This is a genomic window from Pseudomonas sp. H3_C08 (genome assembly GCF_054669455.1).
The window spans coordinates 3,391,730-3,409,119 of record NZ_CP162803.1 but is presented as its reverse complement, the minus strand read 5'-3'; the positions used below and the strand labels follow the sequence as shown (position 1 = coordinate 3,409,119).

Here is a 17,390-nt window from a genome sequence, read left to right as displayed (position 1 = left end):
CGCGGGGTGAATGATTGTCGCGGTGGTTGATGCGGTGGACTTATGCTCGGTCCACTCTCAACCGACTACAACAATGAGGTATGCCATGCGTGAAGTGGTGATCGTCGACAGCGTGCGGACTGGCCTGGCCAAGTCCTTTCGCGGCAAGTTCAACCAGACCCGTCCCGATGACATGGCGGCCCATTGCGTCAACGCGCTGCTTGAGCGCAACGACATCGATCCGGCCAGCGTCGAGGACTGCATTGTCGGCGCCGGCTCCAACGAAGGCGCGCAGGGCTACAACATCGGTCGTAACGTCGCGGTGCTGTCGCGTTTGGGCACCGGCACCGCCGGCATGACCCTCAACCGTTTCTGTTCGTCGGGCTTGCAGGCGATTGCGATTGCTGCCAACCAGATCGCTTCGGGTTGCAGCGACATCATCGTGGCCGGCGGCGTCGAGTCGATCAGCCTGACGATGAAAAGCGTCAACACCGATCACCTGATCAACCCGCTGCTGAAGCAGCAAACGCCGGGCATCTACTACTCGATGGGCCAGACCGCCGAAGTGGTCGCGCGGCGTTATGGCGTCAGCCGTGAAGCGCAGGATCGCTATTCATTGCAGAGCCAGATCCGCACCGCTCAGGCGCAGGCTGCGGGACTGTTCAACGATGAAATCGTGCCGATGGCGGTGAAGTATCGCGTCGAGGACAAAAACACCGGTGCAGTGCAGATTCTCGACGGTGTGGTTGATCGCGACGACTGCAATCGCCCGGACACCACCTATGAAAGTCTCGCCGGATTGAAACCGGTGTTCGCCGAGGATGGTTCGGTGACGGCGGGCAACTCCTCGCAGCTGTCCGACGGTGCGTCGATGACGCTGGTGATGAGCCTGGAGAAAGCCTTGCAGTTGGGCCTCAAGCCGAAAGCATTTTTCCGCGGCTTCACCGTGGCCGGTTGCGAGCCGGACGAAATGGGTATCGGCCCGGTGTTCTCGGTGCCGAAGCTGCTCAAGGCCAAAGGCTTGCAGGTGGCGGATATCGATCTGTGGGAACTGAACGAGGCGTTTGCTTCGCAGTGCCTGTACAGCCGGGATCGGCTGGAGATCGATAATGAGAAATACAACGTCAATGGCGGCTCGATTTCCATTGGTCACCCGTTTGGCATGACCGGGTCGCGGCAGGTCGGGCATCTGGTGCGGGAGTTGCAGCGGCGTAATCTGCGTTACGGCATCGTCACCATGTGCGTGGGCGGCGGGATGGGCGCGACGGGGCTGTTTGAGGCGGTGCGTTAATCCTCAATTCACTAGTTGTCTGTTCAGCCCTCTTCGCGAGCAAGCTCGCTCCCACAGTAGATCTTCAGTGAACACTGATTTTGTGTACACCAGAGATCCAATGTGGGAGCGAGCTTGCTCGCGAAGGGATCTACCGGGTTTACCGGTTGGAATCCTGTAGCTGCATCCGCGCGATATACGCCTTTATTTCCTGCTCAGCCTTTTCGGGACTTTCGAACGGCCCCTCAAGGGTATTTTCCCGAGTGCTGAAAAACAGTTCGCCATTGACCCGGCACAAGCGATCACTGCGAAAGTGCGTGGCGGGGGCGCTGTCCTGCGCGCGCATTGCTAACATGATCGGTCTCCTTGGCTGGTGCGCTGAAAGGGATCCATTGAGCTTATGCCTGAAGCATTTGGCGCGCCTGTACAGCCGATCAACGGCGCGACGTCAATTTAATGCTGCGACCTGAACAGTTTCATTCGCGTCCTGGCCTTAACTGTCCCTGTGTGTCGGTTCATGGCGCGCCTAGAATGAGCGCACTTGTCAGCAGGCTTTGGGGTTTCCATGCACATTTCATCGGGTCGCTGGGTGTACGGCTTGTTCCTGGCGCTGCTGACCGCGTTTCTGTGGGGCATCCTGCCGATCAAACTCAAACAGGTGCTGCTAGTGATGGACCCGGTCACGGTGACCTGGTTTCGTCTGCTGGTGTCCGGTGGCTGTCTGTTCATCTATCTGGCGGCGGTGAAACGTCTGCCCAGTCGCAAAGTGCTGGGTCCCAGGGGTGGTTGGCTGGTGCTGATGGCGGTGCTCGGGCTGGTCGGCAACTATGTGTTGTACCTGATGGGGCTCAATCTGCTCAGCCCCGGCACCGCGCAACTGGTGGTGCAGATGGGCCCGATCATGTTGTTGATCGCCAGTCTGTTTGTGTTCAAGGAGCGTTTCAGTATTGGTCAGGGAATCGGGTTGGCGGTGCTGTTGATCGGTTTCGTGCTGTTTTTCAATCAACGGCTGGCAGAGTTGCTGACCTCGTTGTCGGATTACACCGCCGGGGTGTTGCTGGTGCTGTTGGCGTCGACGGTGTGGACCTTTTATGCGCTGGGTCAGAAGCAATTGCTGACGGTATGGAATTCGTTGCAAGTGATGATGGTGATCTACCTGTTCTGCGCACTGTTGCTGACGCCGTGGGTGCATCCGCTCGAAGCGCTGAACCTCAGCCCGTTGCAGGGCTGGCTGCTGCTGGCGTGCTGCATGAACACGTTGATTGCCTATGGCGCGTTCGCTGAAGCGCTGGCGCATTGGGAAGCGTCGCGGGTCAGTGCGACGTTGGCGATCACGCCGTTGGTGACCTTTGGCGCGGTGGCGATTGCGGCGGGGATATGGCCCGAATATGTGCATGCCGAGCAGATCAACGGGTTGGGTTATGGCGGGGCGGTGCTGGTGGTGCTGGGGTCGGCGCTGGTGGCGTTGGGGCCTTCGTTGATTGCCGGGTTGAAGGCGCGGCGGTTGAAGATGGCAGCCAGTTAAACCGCGTCGCCCCCATTCGCGAGCAAGCTCGCTCCCACATTCGACTGCATTCTCATGTTGGAAATGCGCCCAAATGTGGGAGCGAGCTTGCTCGCGAAGACGGACTTTCAGGCTCTACAAAACTTAACCCTTGGCGCCTGCCTCGATCATATTCTCCGGCCGCACCCACGCATCAAACTCTTCATCCGTCAGATAGCCCAACGCCAACGCCGCCTCACGCAAGGTCAGCCCTTCGCTGTAAGCCTTCTTGGCGATCTCCGCTGATTTGTCATAACCAATGTGCGGATTCAGTGCCGTCACCAGCATCAGCCCGCGCTCCAGGTGTCGGGCCATGACTTCGGCGTCCGGCTCCAGCCCGGCAATGCAGTGCTGCTGGAAGTTGCTGCAACCATCGGCGAGCAGGCGGATCGATTGCAGCAGGTTGTGGATGATCACCGGTTTGAACACGTTCAACTGCAAGTGACCCTGACTCGCGGCAATGCCGATGGTCACGTCGTTGCCCAGCACCTGACAGGCGAGCATCGACAGCGCTTCGCACTGGGTCGGGTTGACCTTGCCGGGCATGATCGAGCTGCCCGGCTCATTTGCCGGCAGCCGCACTTCGGCAAAACCTGCGCGGGGACCGGAGCCGAGCAGGCGCAGGTCATTGGCGATTTTCATCAGCGCCACGGCGAGGGTTTTCAGCGCACCGGACAGGCTGGTCAGCGGTTCGTGGCCCGCGAGGGCGGCGAACTTGTTCGGCGCGGTGACGAAGGGCAGGCCGGACAGCGCCGCCAGTTCTGCAGCAATCGCCTCACCAAAACCATGCGGCGAATTCAGCCCGGTGCCGACCGCGGTGCCGCCCTGGGCCAGTTCACACACCGCTGGCAGCGCGGCGCGGATTGCGCGTTCGGCGTAATCCAGTTGCGCGATGAACCCGGACAACTCCTGACCGAAGGTGATCGGCGTCGCATCCATCATGTGCGTGCGACCGGTTTTCACCAGTTTCATGTGCCGCGCGGCCAGTTCGGCGAGGCCGCCAGACAACTCGGCAATCGCCGGCAGCAGTTGTTCCTGCACTGCCTGGGCGGTGGCAATGCTCATGGCGGTGGGGAAGCAGTCGTTGGAACTTTGCGAGCGGTTGACGTGATCGTTCGGGTGCACCGGCGTCTTGCCGCCGCGCGGGTTGCCGGCCAGCTCGTTAGCGCGTCCGGCGATGACTTCGTTGACGTTCATGTTGCTCTGCGTGCCGCTGCCGGTCTGCCAGACCACCAGCGGAAACTGGTCGTCGTGCTGGCCGTCGAGCACTTCGTCGGCAGCCTGTTCGATCAGGCGGGCGATGTCGGCGGGCAAATCGCCGTTACGGTCGTTGACCCGTGCAGCGGCTTTCTTGATCAGGGCCAGAGCGTGCAGTACCGGCAGCGGCATGCGTTCCTGACCAATGGCGAAGTTGATCAGCGAGCGTTGCGTCTGAGCACCCCAGTAGGCGTCGTCCGGGACTTCGATCTGGCCCAGGCTGTCGGTTTCGATACGGCTCATCGTGCACACTCCTGTTGGTCTGTTTGCGCAGTTTAGGCCGGCATCGGCCGTGGTGGTTCCCTCGAACCGATTGTTGACCGGTAAAACCCGGCCAATCAAGCACGGCAAGGCTCGGGGGTTGAGCCACGAGGTTTTTTAGGCGCAGAATGGTCGCCCTTGGGGTTTTACCTCGCCTAGCTGAAAAGGAAACTCGATGACTCGTCTTCGTGCCATCTGCACCGCGGTTGCACTGGTTTGCGCCAGCGGCCAGGTGCTTGCCGATACCGCCAGCCACAACGCCAGTGCTGAAGCTTTCCTGACCCTGGCGCACGCTGACAAGCTGGGCACTCCGGTGTACATGCAAGTGCAGCAAATGTTCGCTCAGCGTTTTGAACAGACCAAAGCCCCGGAAGCCAAGAAAGCCGTACTGGAAACCTACCAGGCCAAGGCCAACGCCGCCCTGGACCAGGCCATCGGCTGGAACAAGCTCAAGCCTGATATGGTCAAGCTTTACACCAGCAACTTCAGCGAATCCGAGCTGAAAGACCTGGTCGCGTTCTACCAGTCGCCACTGGGCAAGAAAGTCCTGGAAAAAATGCCGCAGCTGACCCAGCAATCGGCCCAGATGACCCAGGCCAAACTGGAAAGCGCCGTGCCTGTCGTCAACAAGCTGCTCGACGACATGACCAAAGAGCTGGATCCGAAAGGCGCTGCTGCGCCGGCCAAGAAGAAGTAAGCGGAGTTCGTGATGACCATGCAACAACGCATCGAATCGACGCTGGCCCTGCTTCAGCCTGAGCACCTGCAAGTGCTGGACGAAAGCCACATGCACAGTCGCGGGTTGCAGACGCACTACAAGGCCGTGGTGGTCAGCGCGCAGTTCGACGGCCTGAACCGGGTCAAGCGCCACCAGAAAGTCTACGGCACGCTCGGTGAGCTGATGGGCGAGTTCCATGCGTTGGCGCTGCACACCTACACCCCGCAGGAATGGGCAGAGATCGGCGCCGCTCCGGCATCGCCGACCTGTGCTGGCGGCAGTAAGCATTAAGCTTCGGTTTTTTGCTAGAATCCGCAACGCGCCGCTCACCCGGCGCGTTTTTTTTTGAATCCGGTTCACCCTTTGCGAGGGTAGCCACCTGGAGAAATACCCATGACACAACCGATTGTCGTGGCGGCACTGTATAAGTTCGTCACCCTCGAAGATTACGTCAACCTGCGCGAGCCGCTGCTGCAAGCGATGGTCGACAACCAGATCAAAGGCACCCTGCTGATCGCCGAAGAAGGCATCAACGGCACGGTGTCCGGCACTCGCGAAGGCATCGACGGTCTGCTCACCTGGCTCAAGAACGACCCACGCATGATCGACATCGATCACAAAGAGTCGTACTGCGACGAGCAGCCGTTCTATCGCACCAAGGTCAAACTGAAGAAAGAGATCGTCACCCTCGGTGTCGAAGGCGTCGACCCGAACAAAAAGGTCGGCACCTACGTTGATCCGCAAGACTGGAACGCGTTGATCAGTGACCCGGAAGTGCTGTTGATCGACACCCGTAACGATTACGAAGTATCGATCGGCACTTTCGAAGGCGCCATCGATCCGAAAACCACCAGTTTTCGCGAATTCCCCGACTACATCAAAGAACACTTCGACCCGGCCGTGCACAAGAAGGTCGCAATGTTCTGCACCGGTGGCATTCGCTGTGAGAAAGCTTCGAGCTACATGCTCGGCGAGGGTTTCGAAGAGGTTTACCACCTCAAGGGTGGCATCCTGAAGTACCTCGAAGAGGTGCCGCAGGAAGAAACCAAGTGGCAGGGCGACTGCTTCGTGTTCGACAACCGCGTGACCGTGCGTCACGACCTCAGCGAAGGCGACTACGATCAATGTCATGCCTGTCGCACACCGGTCAGTGTTGAAGATCGCACCAGCGAGCATTACGTTGCCGGCATCAGTTGCCCGCATTGCTGGGACACGTTGAGCGAGAAAACCCGCCGCAGCGCCATCGACCGGCAGAAGCAGATCGAACTGGCCAAGGCGCGCAACATGCCGCACCCGATCGGCTACAACTACAAGCAAGCATCCACCGAGGCTTAATCATGTCTGCGCGCCTGCTCTATGTGATGGATCCGATGTGTTCGTGGTGCTGGGGTTTTGCTCCGGTGGCCAAGGCATTGGTTGAGCAGGCGCAAGCAGCCGGGGTGGAGTTGCATCTGGTGGTCGGTGGTTTGCGCACCGGCAGCGGCTCGGCGCTGGAGCCGACCACGCGTCGCTACATTCTTGAACACTGGCAAGCGGTCACCGAGGCCACCGGTCAACCGTTCAAGTTTGAAGGTGCGTTACCTGACGGTTTTGTCTACGACACCGAGCCTGCCTGCCGCGCGATCGTCACGGCGCGCAGTCTGGCGCCGGATTGCGCGTGGACATTGGTCGGACTGATCCAGCAGGCGTTTTACGCTGAAGGCCGCGATGTCACCCAGGCCAGTGTACTGGTCGAGTTGGCGGAGAAGGCCGGTGTGCCGCGCATCGAGTTCGCGGCGTTGTTCGATCATGCCGATCAGCACAAAGCCACTCAGGCCGATTTCAGTTGGGTGCAGGATCTGGGCATCGCCGGTTTCCCGACCCTGCTCGCCGAACGCAATGGCCAACTGGCGCTGCTGACCAATGGCTATCAACCGCTCAGCGAACTGTCGCCATTGCTCGGCCGCTGGCTGGAGCGCGCCGCCTGTGCCTGACCTGGCCGATGACACGCCAGCCGTAAAGCGTGTCGACCGGCTGAGCTGGGCAGAAGTCCGGCGACTGGCACTCACTCACAAAAAATCCCTATGGATTGCCAACGGCGTGGCTGTGCTGGCGACGCTGTGCAGCGTGCCGATCCCATTGCTGCTGCCATTGCTGGTGGACGAAGTCCTGCTCGGCCATGGCGATGCCGCGCTGAAAGTCATGAACCATGTGCTGCCGACGATGTGGCAGCAAGCGGCCGGCTATATCGGCCTGATGTTGCTGGTGACCCTTACCCTGCGTTGCAGTTCGCTGTGCTTCGGCGTGTTGCAGTCGCGGCTGTTTGCACGGCTGGCCAAGGACATCGTCTATCGTATTCGCGTGCGTCTGATCGAACGCCTCAAGCGGATTTCCCTCGGCGAATACGAAAGCCTCGGTAGCGGCACAGTAACGACGCACCTGGTCACTGATCTGGATACCCTCGACAAATTCGTCGGCGAAACCCTCAGTCGCTTTCTGGTGGCGATGCTGACGCTGGTCGGCACCGCGAGCATCCTGATGTGGATGCACTGGAAACTGGCGCTGCTGATTCTGCTGTTCAACCCGCTGGTGATCTACGCCACGGTGCAGTTGGGCAAACGCGTCAAACACCTGAAGAAGCTTGAGAACGACAGCACCTCGCGCTTCACCCAGGCGTTGAGCGAAACCCTTGATGCGATTCAGGAGATCCGTGCCGGCAACCGTCAGGGTTTCTTCCTCGGGCGGCTCGGTCTGCGCGCGCAGGAAGTGCGTAACTACGCGGTCAATTCGCAGTGGAAAACCGACGCTTCCAACCGCGCCAGCGGTTTGTTGTTCCAGTTCGGTATCGACATCTTCCGCGCGGCGGCGATGCTCACGGTGTTGTTCTCCGACCTGTCGATCGGCCAGATGCTCGCGGTGTTCAGCTACCTGTGGTTCATGATCGGCCCGGTTGAACAACTGCTCAATCTGCAATACGCCTATTACGCGGCGGGCGGGGCGCTGGCGCGGATCAACGAACTGCTGGCGCGCGCCGATGAGCCGCAATATCCCGGCGGTGTCGATCCGTTCAAGGGCCGGGACACCGTAGGTATTCAGGTACAGGGCCTGAGCTTCGGCTACGGCGATGACCTGGTGCTGGATCAGCTGAATCTGTCGATTGCTCCCGGTGAAAAAGTTGCGATTGTCGGCGCCAGTGGCGGCGGCAAAAGTACCCTCGTGCAATTGCTGCTCGGGCTCTATACGCCACTGTCCGGCACCATCCGCTTCGGCGGTTCGACCCAGCAGGAAATCGGTCTGGACACGGTTCGCGAAAACGTCGCGGTGGTGTTGCAGCACCCGGCGCTGTTCAACGACACCGTGCGCGCCAACCTGACCATGGGCCGCACCCGCAGTGACGAGGCGTGCTGGCAGGCGCTGAAAATCGCTCAGCTCGAAGCGACCATCCGCGCCTTGCCCAATGGTCTGGACAGTATCGTCGGCCGCTCCGGCGTGCGCCTGTCCGGCGGGCAGCGGCAACGTCTGGCCATCGCGCGGATGATCCTCGCCGAACCGAAAGTCGTGATCCTCGACGAAGCCACCTCGGCCCTCGACGCCGCCACCGAGTACAACCTGCATCAGGCCATGGCGCGCTTCCTCAATGGCCGCACCACGCTGATCATTGCCCACCGACTGTCGGCGGTGAAACAGGCTGATCGCGTGCTGGTGTTCGATGGCGGTCAGGTCGCTGAAGATGGCGATCATCAGCAGTTGATTGCCGATGGTGGTCTGTATGCCAAGCTCTATGGTCATCTGCAGCAGATCCAGCGCCCTTGAGTTTCGTGCCGGTTTCTGTGCTTAGTGCTTGAATTGCATTAAGTAAAATCACTCGGAACGCCCGTACAGTCCCGCCATTTGCACAATCGACCTAGAGGACGGCAGAGCTGTCCCTTTGACTTGGCGAAAATTAGCCTAGGCTGAGCTGTCAGGAGCGGGATTTTCCGGTGTTCATCTGGCAGTGCTTGCGCAAGGGATCTCATGAAGCAAAAGCGGACTCTCGGAACGCCACGGTTGTTGGGCATCGTCTGGCCATTTATTGCCGTCGTGTTGTTTCAAGCGTTATTGGGCGGCGTGAGTCTTTACGTGCTCTCGGCGGTTCGCGGTTACGTCGCTGGTGAAAGCCTCTGGTCCAAGGGCCAGAAAGACGCGATTTACTATCTCAATCTCTACGCCGACAGCCGTGACGAGGCGATTTTCCTCAAGTACCGCACTGCGATCGGTGTGCCGCAAGGCGGGCATCAGTTGCGCCTGGCGCTGGATCATCAACCGCCGGATCTGGCCGCGGCGCGCGAAGGCATTCTCAAGGGTGGCAACCACCCGGACGATGTTTCCAGCCTGATCTGGCTGTACCTCAACTTCCGCCATTTCAGTTATCTGGAAACCGCAATTGACCGCTGGACGGTCGGTGACGCCTATCTGGTCGAGCTGGATGACGTGGCGCAGGAGATGCACCGCAGCATTTCGCAAAACACCGCCAGCAGCGCCGATATCCAGGGTTGGAAGGCACGCATTTTTGCCATCAACGATGGCGTGACCCCGGCCGCGAAAGCCTTCAGCGATGCGCTGGGCGAAGGCTCGCGGATGATCCTGCGGCTGCTGCTGTTGACCAATCTCGCCACAGCGCTGGGGCTGATCGTGCTGGCCCTGTGGCGCACGCACAAGTTGCTCAAACAGCGCCATGCCTTTGCCGAGGCGCTGCAACTGGAGAAGGATCGGGCGCACGTTACCTTGCATTCGATCGGTGATGGCGTCATTACCACCGACGTCAGCGGCGCTATCGATTACATGAACCCGGCCGCTGAAGCCATGACCCACTGGAAAGCCGAACAGGCGGCGGGTTTGCCGCTGGCGGCATTGTTCAATCTGCTCGACGACAACGCCCAGTCCGAAGGGCTGACCCTGATCGAGCACATTCTCAGCGGCAAGCTCAGTGGCGGCAGCGAACACTCGAAGCTGATCCAGCGCCTTGATGGCACGACATTGTCGGTGACCCTGGTCGGCGCGCCGATCCGTAATGCCGGAAAGGTCAGTGGCACGGTGCTGGTGTTGCACGACATGACCCAGGAACGGCAATACATCGCCAATCTGTCGTGGCAGGCCACCCATGACGCGCTGACCGGGCTGGCTAACCGTCGCGAGTTCGAATATCGCCTGGAGCAGGCGCTGCACAATCTCACCCGCCATACCGGGCGGCATGCGCTGATGTTCCTCGATCTTGATCAATTCAAACTGGTCAACGACACCTGCGGCCATGCCGCCGGCGATGAGTTGTTGCGGCACATATGTACGTTGCTGCAGTCCGGACTGCGCGAGGGCGATACGCTGGCGCGACTGGGTGGTGATGAGTTCGGCATTTTGCTGGAGAACTGCGCGCCGGACGCGGCGGAAAAGATTGCCGAGGCGCTGCGTCAGACTGTGCAGAATCTGCACTTTGTCTGGAAGGGGCGGCCGTTCCTGACCACCGTGAGCATTGGCCTGGTGCATATCGCACAAGTCCCGACGACCCTCGAAGCCTCATTGCGTGCCGCAGATATGGCCTGTTACATGGCCAAGGAAAAGGGCCGCAACCGCGTGCAGGTTTATCACGCTGACGATTCCGAACTGTCCCTGCGCTTTGGTGAGATGGCCTGGGTGCAACGCTTGCACATGGCCCTGGAGGAAAACCGTTTTTGTCTGTACGCCCAGGAAATCGCTCCGCTCAAGTCGGGTGACAACAACGGTGGGCATATCGAGATTCTGCTGCGTCTGCACGATGAAGCCGGGCGGATGATTCTGCCGGACAGTTTCATTCCCGCCGCCGAGCGCTATGGTTTGATGAGTCAACTGGATCGTTGGGTAGTTCAGAATGTATTTAAGGTTATTGCTCAATGTATTGCCCAAGAACATCAACAACCTTTAGCAATGTGTGCGATTAATCTGTCAGGCATTACTATAGGAGATGACGCGTTTTTGCACTTTCTGCGGGAACAGTTTGTTAACTATGCAATACCGCCTGAAATGATTTGTTTTGAAATTACAGAAACCAGTGCAATTTCAAATCTGGGCAGTGCAATAAGATTTATTAATGAACTCAAAGGCTTAGGTTGCTATTTTTCGTTAGATGATTTTTGCGCCGGAATGTCTTCATTCGCTTATCTGAAACATTTGCCTGTAGACTTCCTGAAGATCGACGGGAGTTTCGTAAAGGATATGCTGGACGACCCGATTAACCGCGCAATGGTCGAAGTGATCAATCACATCGGGCATGTCATGGGTAAAAAGACAATTGCCGAGTTTGTTGAAACAACCCAGATCGAGCAGGCCCTGCTTGAAATTGGTGTGGATTACGCTCAGGGTTATGTTATAGAACGCCCACAGTTGTTTACCTGCGACAGTTTGCAAAGTCGGCCCGCCAGACCGCAACCGCTGTTATTCAAAGCGCCTGGCACGTTCCGTTGAAGTCTCTCGCCGATCCTTACAATCACAAATCAAAAGGAGCCGAACAGTGATCGACACATTCAACCGAACCGGACCACTCATGGAAGCTGCAAGTTATCCTGCCTGGGCACAACAGCTCATTGCGGATTGCAGCGAGAGCAAGCGCCGGGTTGTCGAACATGAACTTTACCTGCGCATGCGTGATAACAAGCTCAGCGCCAGAACCATGCGTCAGTACCTGATCGGGGGCTGGCCGGTGGTTGAGCAATTTGCGCTGTACATGGCGCAGAATCTCACCAAAACCAGGTTTGCCCGGCATCCGGGCGAAGACATGGCGCGGCGCTGGCTGATGCGCAATATCCGCGTTGAACTCAATCATGCGGATTATTGGGTGCACTGGAGTCGTGCACATGGCGTCAGTCTGGAAGACCTTCAGGCCCAACATGTGCCGCCCGAACTGCATGCCTTGAGTCATTGGTGCTGGCACACCAGCTCAGCCGATTCGTTGATTGTGGCCATCGCGGCCACCAACTATGCCATCGAAGGCGCGACCGGGGAGTGGTCGGCGCTGGTCTGCTCCACCGGCGTGTATGCCGCAGCGTTTCCCGAAGAGGATCGCAAGCGCGCGATGAAGTGGTTGAAGATGCATGCCCAGTACGACGATGCCCATCCGTGGGAGGCGCTGGAAATCATCTGCACCCTGGCCGGGATGAACCCGAGCAAGGCCTTGCAGGCCGAGTTGCGTCAGGCCGTCTGCAAGAGCTATGACTACATGTATCTGTTTCTGGAGCGTTGCATGCAACTGGAGACGTCGGAACGCTTGCTGGTCAACCGAGAGCGCAGGGCGGTAGTCGAGAGCTGATTCAAGCCTCACGCAATACCAATGTGGGAGCGAGCCTGCTCGCGAAGGGGTCATGTCAGTCAGCACTGCGTTGACTGATTCACCGCTTTCGCGAGCAAGCTCGCTCCCACACTGTTTTGTGTTGCCTGAAAGGCTTAGCCCGCCATCGCCAGGCGGTTGCGACCTTCACGCTTGGCCACATACAACGCACTGTCAGCGCGGCGCAGCAAGCTGTCAGCCGATTCGCCCGGCAACAACGTCGAACATCCCAGGCTCACCGTCAATTCAATCAACTGCCCATCGGCATAGTATTCGGCCGCCTGCGTCGCATAACGAAGGCGTTCGCCGACCATTGCCGCCGCATCCCGGCTGGTGTTGGACAGCAGCACCAGAAACTCCTCACCACCGTAACGGAACACCATGTCGACGTTGCGCAGTTGCGCCTTGATTGTCGCGGCGATGGCTTTAAGCACGTCATCGCCGGCGCTGTGGCCATGGCTGTCGTTGACCCGTTTGAAGTGGTCGATATCGAGCATCAGCAGCGACAACGGTTGTTGATGTCGGCGAGACATATCGATCTCCCGCTGCAGGGTTTGCTCCATGGCGATGCGGTTACCGGCGCCGGTCAGCGGATCGCGCAGGGCACTCTGAGTCGCCTCGCGATAAAGCAGCGCGTTGCGCATCGGGTACAGCAAGGATGACAGTAACGACTCCAGCTGACCTTGTTCCTTGTCGTTGAAGCGCTGATTGCGACGGAACACCAGTTCGCCCATGTGCTCGCCTTCGTGGCTCAGGGTATAGCTGATCGAGTGGTGGCCGCGGGCACCGAACTCCAGACGCAGGTCACTGCCCTGATGCACGTAGCTAAGCGCGTCCAGGGGCACGAGACGCTGAACTTCGCGGAAAAACAGACCGAGGATGCGTTGCGGTTCGAGGCTGGTTTGCAGTTGCAGGCTCATTTGCTGGCGCAATTGCGCAAGACTGGCCGGTCGCTCCAGAAGGGGAGGCAGCTGACCAAAGCCCAGGCGTTGCAATTTGGCACTGTCAAAGTCAATTGCATTGGTCTGGGAGGGTGATTTCATATGGCGTGAGCCCCTAAAGCAGTAAGTCTGTCTTACAGGCTGGGTGAGAGCGGCTATGGGCTGCGCGTCATACTGATCCATCAGTCCCGTAGGACATTTGGCGTAAGTTTAGTCTGCCTGAAGACGATTAGTCAGCTATCGAAATCGGCCTTGCCCCACTGCCTTCACACGGCATGCTTTGAGGATATTTAGAGCGAAAGTCGTGCCATTCGGTTCGGTTTTATTTAAACCGTTTGGAATCAATAAGTTGGTTGATCAAGGGGGAGGGGCGCGGTGGAAAATTGACTGAAATATGACAGTCGCCAGCGGCAAATGCATGCCGCGACAGGAATCTGCCGCGGCAACAAAAGCGACGTATGGCAGTTATTGCGCGTTGAAGGCCTGGCCATTGATGCCGGTGCTGTCCGGGCCCATCAGGTACAGGTAGACCGGCATGATTTCTTCCGGTGTCGGGTTGTTCAGCGGGTTTTCCCCCGGATACGCCTGGGCGCGCATGCTGGTGCGCGTGCCGCCCGGGTTGATGCTGTTGGAGCGTACCGGCGCGACACCGTCGACTTCATCGGCCAGGGTTTGCATCAAGCCTTCGGTGGCGAACTTCGATACGCCATAAGCGCCCCAGTACGCACGGCCCTTGCGCCCGACGCTGCTGGAGGTGAACACCACCGAGGCATCCTGCGACAGCTTGAGCAGCGGCAGCAGGGTGCTGGTCAGCATGAACATGGCGTTGACGTTGACTTGCATGACGCGCATGAAGTTTTCACCGGACAACTGTTCGATCGGCGTGCGCGGGCCGATGATCGAAGCGTTGTGCAGCAGGCCGTCGAGGTGGCCGAACTCGGTCTCGATCATCGCGGCCAGCTCATCGTACTGATGGGGCAGGGCGGTTTCGAGATTGAACGGAATCACGGCGGGTTGCGGATGCCCGGCAGCCTCGATCTCGTCATACACCTGCGTCAGGTTCGCTTCGGTTTTGCCCAGCAGCAATACCGTAGCGCCATGGGCGGCGTAGGTTTTTGCGGCTGCCGCGCCGATCCCGCGACCGGCACCGGTGACCAGAATGACCCGATCCTTGAGCAATTCGGGGCGAGCGGAATAATCAAACATAAAAACCTCATCAAGTCAGATCGTTCCCACGCTCTGCGTGGGAATGCAGCCAATGACGCTCTGCGTCAGGTCTCAGCAACTGCAAAGCGCGCTATCGAGCACCTTGCGCAGCTCCGACGGATGATCCACCACCACGTCCGCCCCCCAATGCCGCGGGTTGTCGTCCGGGTGGATGTAGCCGAACGTCACCGCTGCCGTTTTCGTACCGGCATCGCGCCCCGATTCGATATCACGCAGATCATCGCCGACAAACAGCACCGTCGCCGGATCCAGATCAAGCATCTTGCACGCGAGGATCAATGGCTCCGGATCCGGCTTGCTGTTCTTCACGTGATCCGGGCAGATCAGCAAGGCCGAACGCTCAGCCAATCCCAGTTGCTGCATGATCGGCTCGGCAAAGCGCAGTGGCTTGTTGGTGACCACGCCCCAGATCAGCTTGGCCTTTTCGATATCGGCCAGCAGTTCACCCATGCCGTCAAACAGTTTGCTGTGCACGGCGCAGCCAACCAGATAGCGCTCAAGGAACTCCAGACGCAGTTCTTCGAAGCCCGGCGATTCCGGGTCCATCGAAAACGTCACCGCGACCATGGCTTTGGCGCCACCGGAAATCTCGTCGCGGATGTGCTTGTCGTTGATCGGCGGCAAGCCGCGATCTGCACGCATGGCCTGGCAGATGGCGATGAAGTCCGGCGCCGTGTCGAGCAGGGTGCCGTCCATGTCGAAAAGAACTGCTCTGATCGCCATCGGCTTACTCCTCGCGCAGGGTCTGGATCATGTAGTTGACGTCAACGTCGCTGGCCAGTTTGTAGTGCTTGGTCAGCGGGTTGTAGGTCAGGCCGATGATGTCTTTGACGGTCAGGCCGGCCATGCGGCTCCAGGCACCCAGCTCGGACGGGCGGATGAATTTCTTGAAATCGTGGGTGCCGCGCGGCAGCAGCTTCATGATGTATTCAGCGCCGATGATGGCGAACAGGTAGGCCTTCGGGTTGCGGTTGATGGTCGAGAAGAACACCTGACCGCCCGGCTTGACCATGCGGAAGCAGGCGCGGATCACTGACGACGGATCCGGCACGTGCTCGAGCATTTCCAGGCACGTGACCACGTCAAACTGCTCCGGCATTTCTTCGGCCAGGGCTTCGGCGGTGATCTGGCGGTACTCAACGCTGACGCCGGATTCCAGTTGATGCAGTTGCGCGACCGCCAGCGGCGCTTCGCCCATGTCGATGCCCATCACCGTGGCACCGCGTTGCGCCATGGCTTCGCTGAGGATGCCGCCGCCGCAACCGACGTCGAGGACTTTCTTGCCGGCCAGATTGACCCGCTCGTCAATCCAGTTGACCCGCAGCGGGTTGATGTCGTGCAGTGGTTTGAACTCGCTTTCGCGGTCCCACCAGCGATGGGCCAAGGCTTCGAATTTGGCGATTTCAGCGTGGTCGACGTTGCTCATGTTTAATCCTCTAAAACTTTAAAAGTGCTGTAGCCCTGGCGTTTGCGCCAAGGTGTTTACGATTCGGTGTGGCCGCTGATGCGCTGGCCCCAGGTCCGGGCGGTGGCGCCCAGTTGCTCTTCGTCCATGCGCGTCAGGCGGCGGTCGTCGAGCAGTTGCTTGCCGGCGACCCACAGGTGTTTCACGCAATCGCGACCGGTGGCATATATAAGCTGCGAGACCGGGTCATATACCGGTTGCTGGGCCAGGCCGGACAGGTCGAAAGCGACGATGTCGGCAGCTTTGCCAATTTCCAGCGAGCCGACTTGCGCCTCGATCCCCAGTGCGCGCGCGCCGTTGAGTGTGGCCATGCGCAGCGCTCGATGGGCGTCGAGTGCGGTGGCGGAGCCGGCGACGGCTTTGGCCAGCAGCGCAGCGGTACGGGTTTCGCCGAGCAGATCCAGATCGTTATTGCTGGCGGCGCCATCAGTGCCAACGGCCACGTTGACGCCAGCCTGCCACAAACGCTCGACCGGGCAGAAGCCACTGGCGAGTTTCAGGTTCGATTCCGGGCAGTGGATCACGCTGGTGTTGCTTTCTACCAGTAACGCCAGGTCGTCATCGCTGATCTGGGTCATGTGCACGGCCTGGAAGCGCGGGCCGAGCAGGCCGAGACGGCCGAGGCGCGCGAGCGGACGTTCACCGCGCTGCTCCAGCGCTTGCTGAACTTCGAAAGCGGTTTCGTGCACGTGCATATGGATCGAGGCGTCCAGCTCCTCGGCAATCACGCGGATTTTCTCGAGGTTTTCGTCACCGACGGTGTACGGTGCATGGGGGCCGAAGGTGATCTTGATCCGTTCATGGTGCTTGAGATCGCCGAACAACTCGACGCCCTGACGAATGGCTTCATCGGCGCTGCTGGCGCCCGGAATCGGGAAATCAAGGATTGGAATGGCGATCTGCGCGCGAATGCCGCTGTTGTGCACGCGCTCGCTGGCGACTTTCGGGTAGAAATACATGTCCGAGAAACAGGTGATGCCGCCCTTGATCTGCTCGGCGATAGCCAAATCAGTCCCATCGCGAACGAAATCTTCATCGACCCACTTGGCCTCGGCCGGCCAGATGTGATTTTCCAGCCAGGTCATCAGCGGCAAATCATCGGCCAGGCCACGAAACAGCGTCATCGCCGCGTGACCGTGCGCGTTGATCAGGCCGGGGGCGAGCAGCACATCCGGCAATTCCCGGGTTTCTGTGGCGTTACACTTCAATGCTTCGGCGCGCGGGCCGATAAACACGATGCGACCGTCGCGAATGCCCAGGCCGTGCTCCTTGAGCACAACGCCTGCAGGTTCGACGGGTACCAGCCAGGTCGGCAGCAATAATAAGTCGAGCGCAATGGCAGGTTTCGGCATCGAGGGGCGGTTCCAGTGCTTTTGTAAAGGATGGCGAAGTATACCCGAGCGTCTTCGCGGGGGGA

16 protein-coding genes are annotated in these 17,390 nt (G+C 59.4%); 9 read left to right on the top strand and 7 right to left on the bottom strand.

The genetic code is table 11. From position 1 onward, the window contains the following. Positions 1 to 85 precede the first annotated feature (85 nt). The gene (locus AB4N74_RS15540; protein ID WP_320336547.1) at positions 86 to 1,270 is read left to right on the top strand and encodes a thiolase family protein; all 1,185 of its coding nucleotides are present in this window, start codon (positions 86 to 88) and stop codon (positions 1,268 to 1,270) included. A 139-nt stretch (positions 1,271 to 1,409) separates the two neighbouring features. Here the strand turns inward: AB4N74_RS15540 and AB4N74_RS15535 are convergent, their stop codons facing one another. After that, a complete protein-coding gene (locus tag AB4N74_RS15535) occupies positions 1,410 to 1,604 on the bottom strand; it encodes a DUF6316 family protein (RefSeq protein WP_460096555.1) in 195 nt (64 codons plus the stop codon). A gap of 210 nt (positions 1,605 to 1,814) precedes the next feature. Between AB4N74_RS15535 and AB4N74_RS15530 the strand changes: the two genes are divergently transcribed. Next, positions 1,815 to 2,774: a DMT family transporter gene (locus AB4N74_RS15530; protein WP_116256294.1), complete on the top strand. Its 960-nt coding sequence runs from the start codon at positions 1,815 to 1,817 to the stop codon at positions 2,772 to 2,774. Positions 2,775 to 2,897: 123 nt separating this feature from the next. Here the strand turns inward: AB4N74_RS15530 and AB4N74_RS15525 are convergent, their stop codons facing one another. Continuing rightward, the gene (locus tag AB4N74_RS15525) at positions 2,898 to 4,292 is read right to left on the bottom strand and encodes a class II fumarate hydratase (RefSeq protein ID WP_007908383.1); all 1,395 of its coding nucleotides are present in this window, start codon (positions 4,290 to 4,292) and stop codon (positions 2,898 to 2,900) included. A 193-nt stretch (positions 4,293 to 4,485) separates the two neighbouring features. On the opposite strand from AB4N74_RS15525, the gene AB4N74_RS15520 reads away from it, so the two are divergent. The 7 genes from AB4N74_RS15520 (at position 4,486) to AB4N74_RS15490 (ending at position 12,322) form a co-directional block, all read left to right on the top strand. Then, positions 4,486 to 5,007, top strand: a complete 522-nt coding sequence (locus tag AB4N74_RS15520) for a DUF2059 domain-containing protein (protein ID WP_034155305.1) — start codon at positions 4,486 to 4,488, stop codon at positions 5,005 to 5,007. A 12-nt stretch (positions 5,008 to 5,019) separates the two neighbouring features. Next, a complete protein-coding gene (locus AB4N74_RS15515; RefSeq protein ID WP_064391455.1) occupies positions 5,020 to 5,319 on the top strand; it encodes a BolA family protein in 300 nt (99 codons plus the stop codon). A 102-nt stretch (positions 5,320 to 5,421) separates the two neighbouring features. Then, positions 5,422 to 6,363, top strand: coding sequence for an oxygen-dependent tRNA uridine(34) hydroxylase TrhO (gene trhO, locus AB4N74_RS15510; protein WP_093435323.1), 942 nt, complete (start codon positions 5,422 to 5,424; stop codon positions 6,361 to 6,363). Positions 6,364 to 6,398: 35 nt separating this feature from the next. Further along, positions 6,399 to 7,001: a DsbA family protein gene (locus tag AB4N74_RS15505; RefSeq protein WP_175559631.1), complete on the top strand. Its 603-nt coding sequence runs from the start codon at positions 6,399 to 6,401 to the stop codon at positions 6,999 to 7,001. Beyond that, positions 6,994 to 8,820, top strand: coding sequence for an ABC transporter ATP-binding protein (locus AB4N74_RS15500; protein ID WP_460096551.1), 1,827 nt, complete (start codon positions 6,994 to 6,996; stop codon positions 8,818 to 8,820). Before AB4N74_RS15505 ends, AB4N74_RS15500 begins: the two co-directional genes overlap by 8 nt. A 201-nt stretch (positions 8,821 to 9,021) precedes the next feature. Further along, a complete protein-coding gene (locus AB4N74_RS15495) occupies positions 9,022 to 11,481 on the top strand; it encodes an EAL domain-containing protein (RefSeq protein WP_093435317.1) in 2,460 nt (819 codons plus the stop codon). 79 nt (positions 11,482 to 11,560) lie between these two features. Next, entirely contained in the window at positions 11,561 to 12,322 is a 762-nt protein-coding gene (locus AB4N74_RS15490; RefSeq protein ID WP_189661354.1) for a TenA family transcriptional regulator, read from the top strand. A gap of 134 nt (positions 12,323 to 12,456) precedes the next feature. Here AB4N74_RS15490 and AB4N74_RS15485 read toward each other — a convergent pair whose 3' ends face one another. The 5 genes from AB4N74_RS15485 to AB4N74_RS15465 all read right to left on the bottom strand — a co-directional run bounded on the left by AB4N74_RS15485 (position 12,457) and on the right by AB4N74_RS15465 (position 17,325). Next, the gene (locus tag AB4N74_RS15485) at positions 12,457 to 13,383 is read right to left on the bottom strand and encodes a GGDEF domain-containing protein (protein WP_093435313.1); all 927 of its coding nucleotides are present in this window, start codon (positions 13,381 to 13,383) and stop codon (positions 12,457 to 12,459) included. 363 nt (positions 13,384 to 13,746) lie between these two features. Beyond that, positions 13,747 to 14,487 carry a YciK family oxidoreductase gene (locus tag AB4N74_RS15480; protein ID WP_025113079.1) on the bottom strand — a complete coding sequence of 247 codons (741 nt, stop codon included), beginning with the start codon at positions 14,485 to 14,487 and terminating at the stop codon, positions 13,747 to 13,749. A gap of 72 nt (positions 14,488 to 14,559) precedes the next feature. Then, complete coding sequence (mupP, locus tag AB4N74_RS15475) at positions 14,560 to 15,231, bottom strand: N-acetylmuramic acid 6-phosphate phosphatase MupP (RefSeq protein WP_093435311.1); 672 nt, start codon at positions 15,229 to 15,231, stop codon at positions 14,560 to 14,562. 4 nt (positions 15,232 to 15,235) lie between these two features. Further along, the gene (gene ubiG, locus AB4N74_RS15470) at positions 15,236 to 15,934 is read right to left on the bottom strand and encodes a bifunctional 2-polyprenyl-6-hydroxyphenol methylase/3-demethylubiquinol 3-O-methyltransferase UbiG (protein ID WP_093435309.1); all 699 of its coding nucleotides are present in this window, start codon (positions 15,932 to 15,934) and stop codon (positions 15,236 to 15,238) included. A gap of 56 nt (positions 15,935 to 15,990) precedes the next feature. Further along, positions 15,991 to 17,325 carry a TRZ/ATZ family hydrolase gene (locus tag AB4N74_RS15465; protein WP_093435307.1) on the bottom strand — a complete coding sequence of 445 codons (1,335 nt, stop codon included), beginning with the start codon at positions 17,323 to 17,325 and terminating at the stop codon, positions 15,991 to 15,993. Positions 17,326 to 17,390 lie beyond the last annotated feature (65 nt).

Bases quoted from the DNA above. Each gene is read 5' to 3' on its own strand.
- AB4N74_RS15520 (WP_034155305.1), top strand. From the start codon at position 4,486: ATGACTCGTCTTCGTGCCATCTGCACCGCGGTTGCACTGGTTTGCGCC.
- AB4N74_RS15495 (WP_093435317.1), top strand. From the start codon at position 9,022: ATGAAGCAAAAGCGGACTCTCGGAACGCCACGGTTGTTGGGCATCGTC.
- AB4N74_RS15490 (WP_189661354.1), top strand. From the start codon at position 11,561: ATGGAAGCTGCAAGTTATCCTGCCTGGGCACAACAGCTCATTGCGGAT.
- AB4N74_RS15485 (WP_093435313.1), bottom strand. From the start codon at position 13,383: ATGAAATCACCCTCCCAGACCAATGCAATTGACTTTGACAGTGCCAAA.
- AB4N74_RS15465 (WP_093435307.1), bottom strand. From the start codon at position 17,325: ATGCCGAAACCTGCCATTGCGCTCGACTTATTATTGCTGCCGACCTGG.
- AB4N74_RS15525 (WP_007908383.1), bottom strand. From the start codon at position 4,292: ATGAGCCGTATCGAAACCGACAGCCTGGGCCAGATCGAAGTCCCGGAC.
- AB4N74_RS15535 (WP_460096555.1), bottom strand. From the start codon at position 1,604: ATGTTAGCAATGCGCGCGCAGGACAGCGCCCCCGCCACGCACTTTCGC.
- trhO (WP_093435323.1), top strand. From the start codon at position 5,422: ATGACACAACCGATTGTCGTGGCGGCACTGTATAAGTTCGTCACCCTC.
- AB4N74_RS15480 (WP_025113079.1), bottom strand. From the start codon at position 14,487: ATGTTTGATTATTCCGCTCGCCCCGAATTGCTCAAGGATCGGGTCATT.
- ubiG (WP_093435309.1), bottom strand. From the start codon at position 15,934: ATGAGCAACGTCGACCACGCTGAAATCGCCAAATTCGAAGCCTTGGCC.
- AB4N74_RS15505 (WP_175559631.1), top strand. From the start codon at position 6,399: ATGTGTTCGTGGTGCTGGGGTTTTGCTCCGGTGGCCAAGGCATTGGTT.
- mupP (WP_093435311.1), bottom strand. From the start codon at position 15,231: ATGGCGATCAGAGCAGTTCTTTTCGACATGGACGGCACCCTGCTCGAC.
- AB4N74_RS15540 (WP_320336547.1), top strand. From the start codon at position 86: ATGCGTGAAGTGGTGATCGTCGACAGCGTGCGGACTGGCCTGGCCAAG.
- AB4N74_RS15515 (WP_064391455.1), top strand. From the start codon at position 5,020: ATGACCATGCAACAACGCATCGAATCGACGCTGGCCCTGCTTCAGCCT.
- AB4N74_RS15530 (WP_116256294.1), top strand. From the start codon at position 1,815: ATGCACATTTCATCGGGTCGCTGGGTGTACGGCTTGTTCCTGGCGCTG.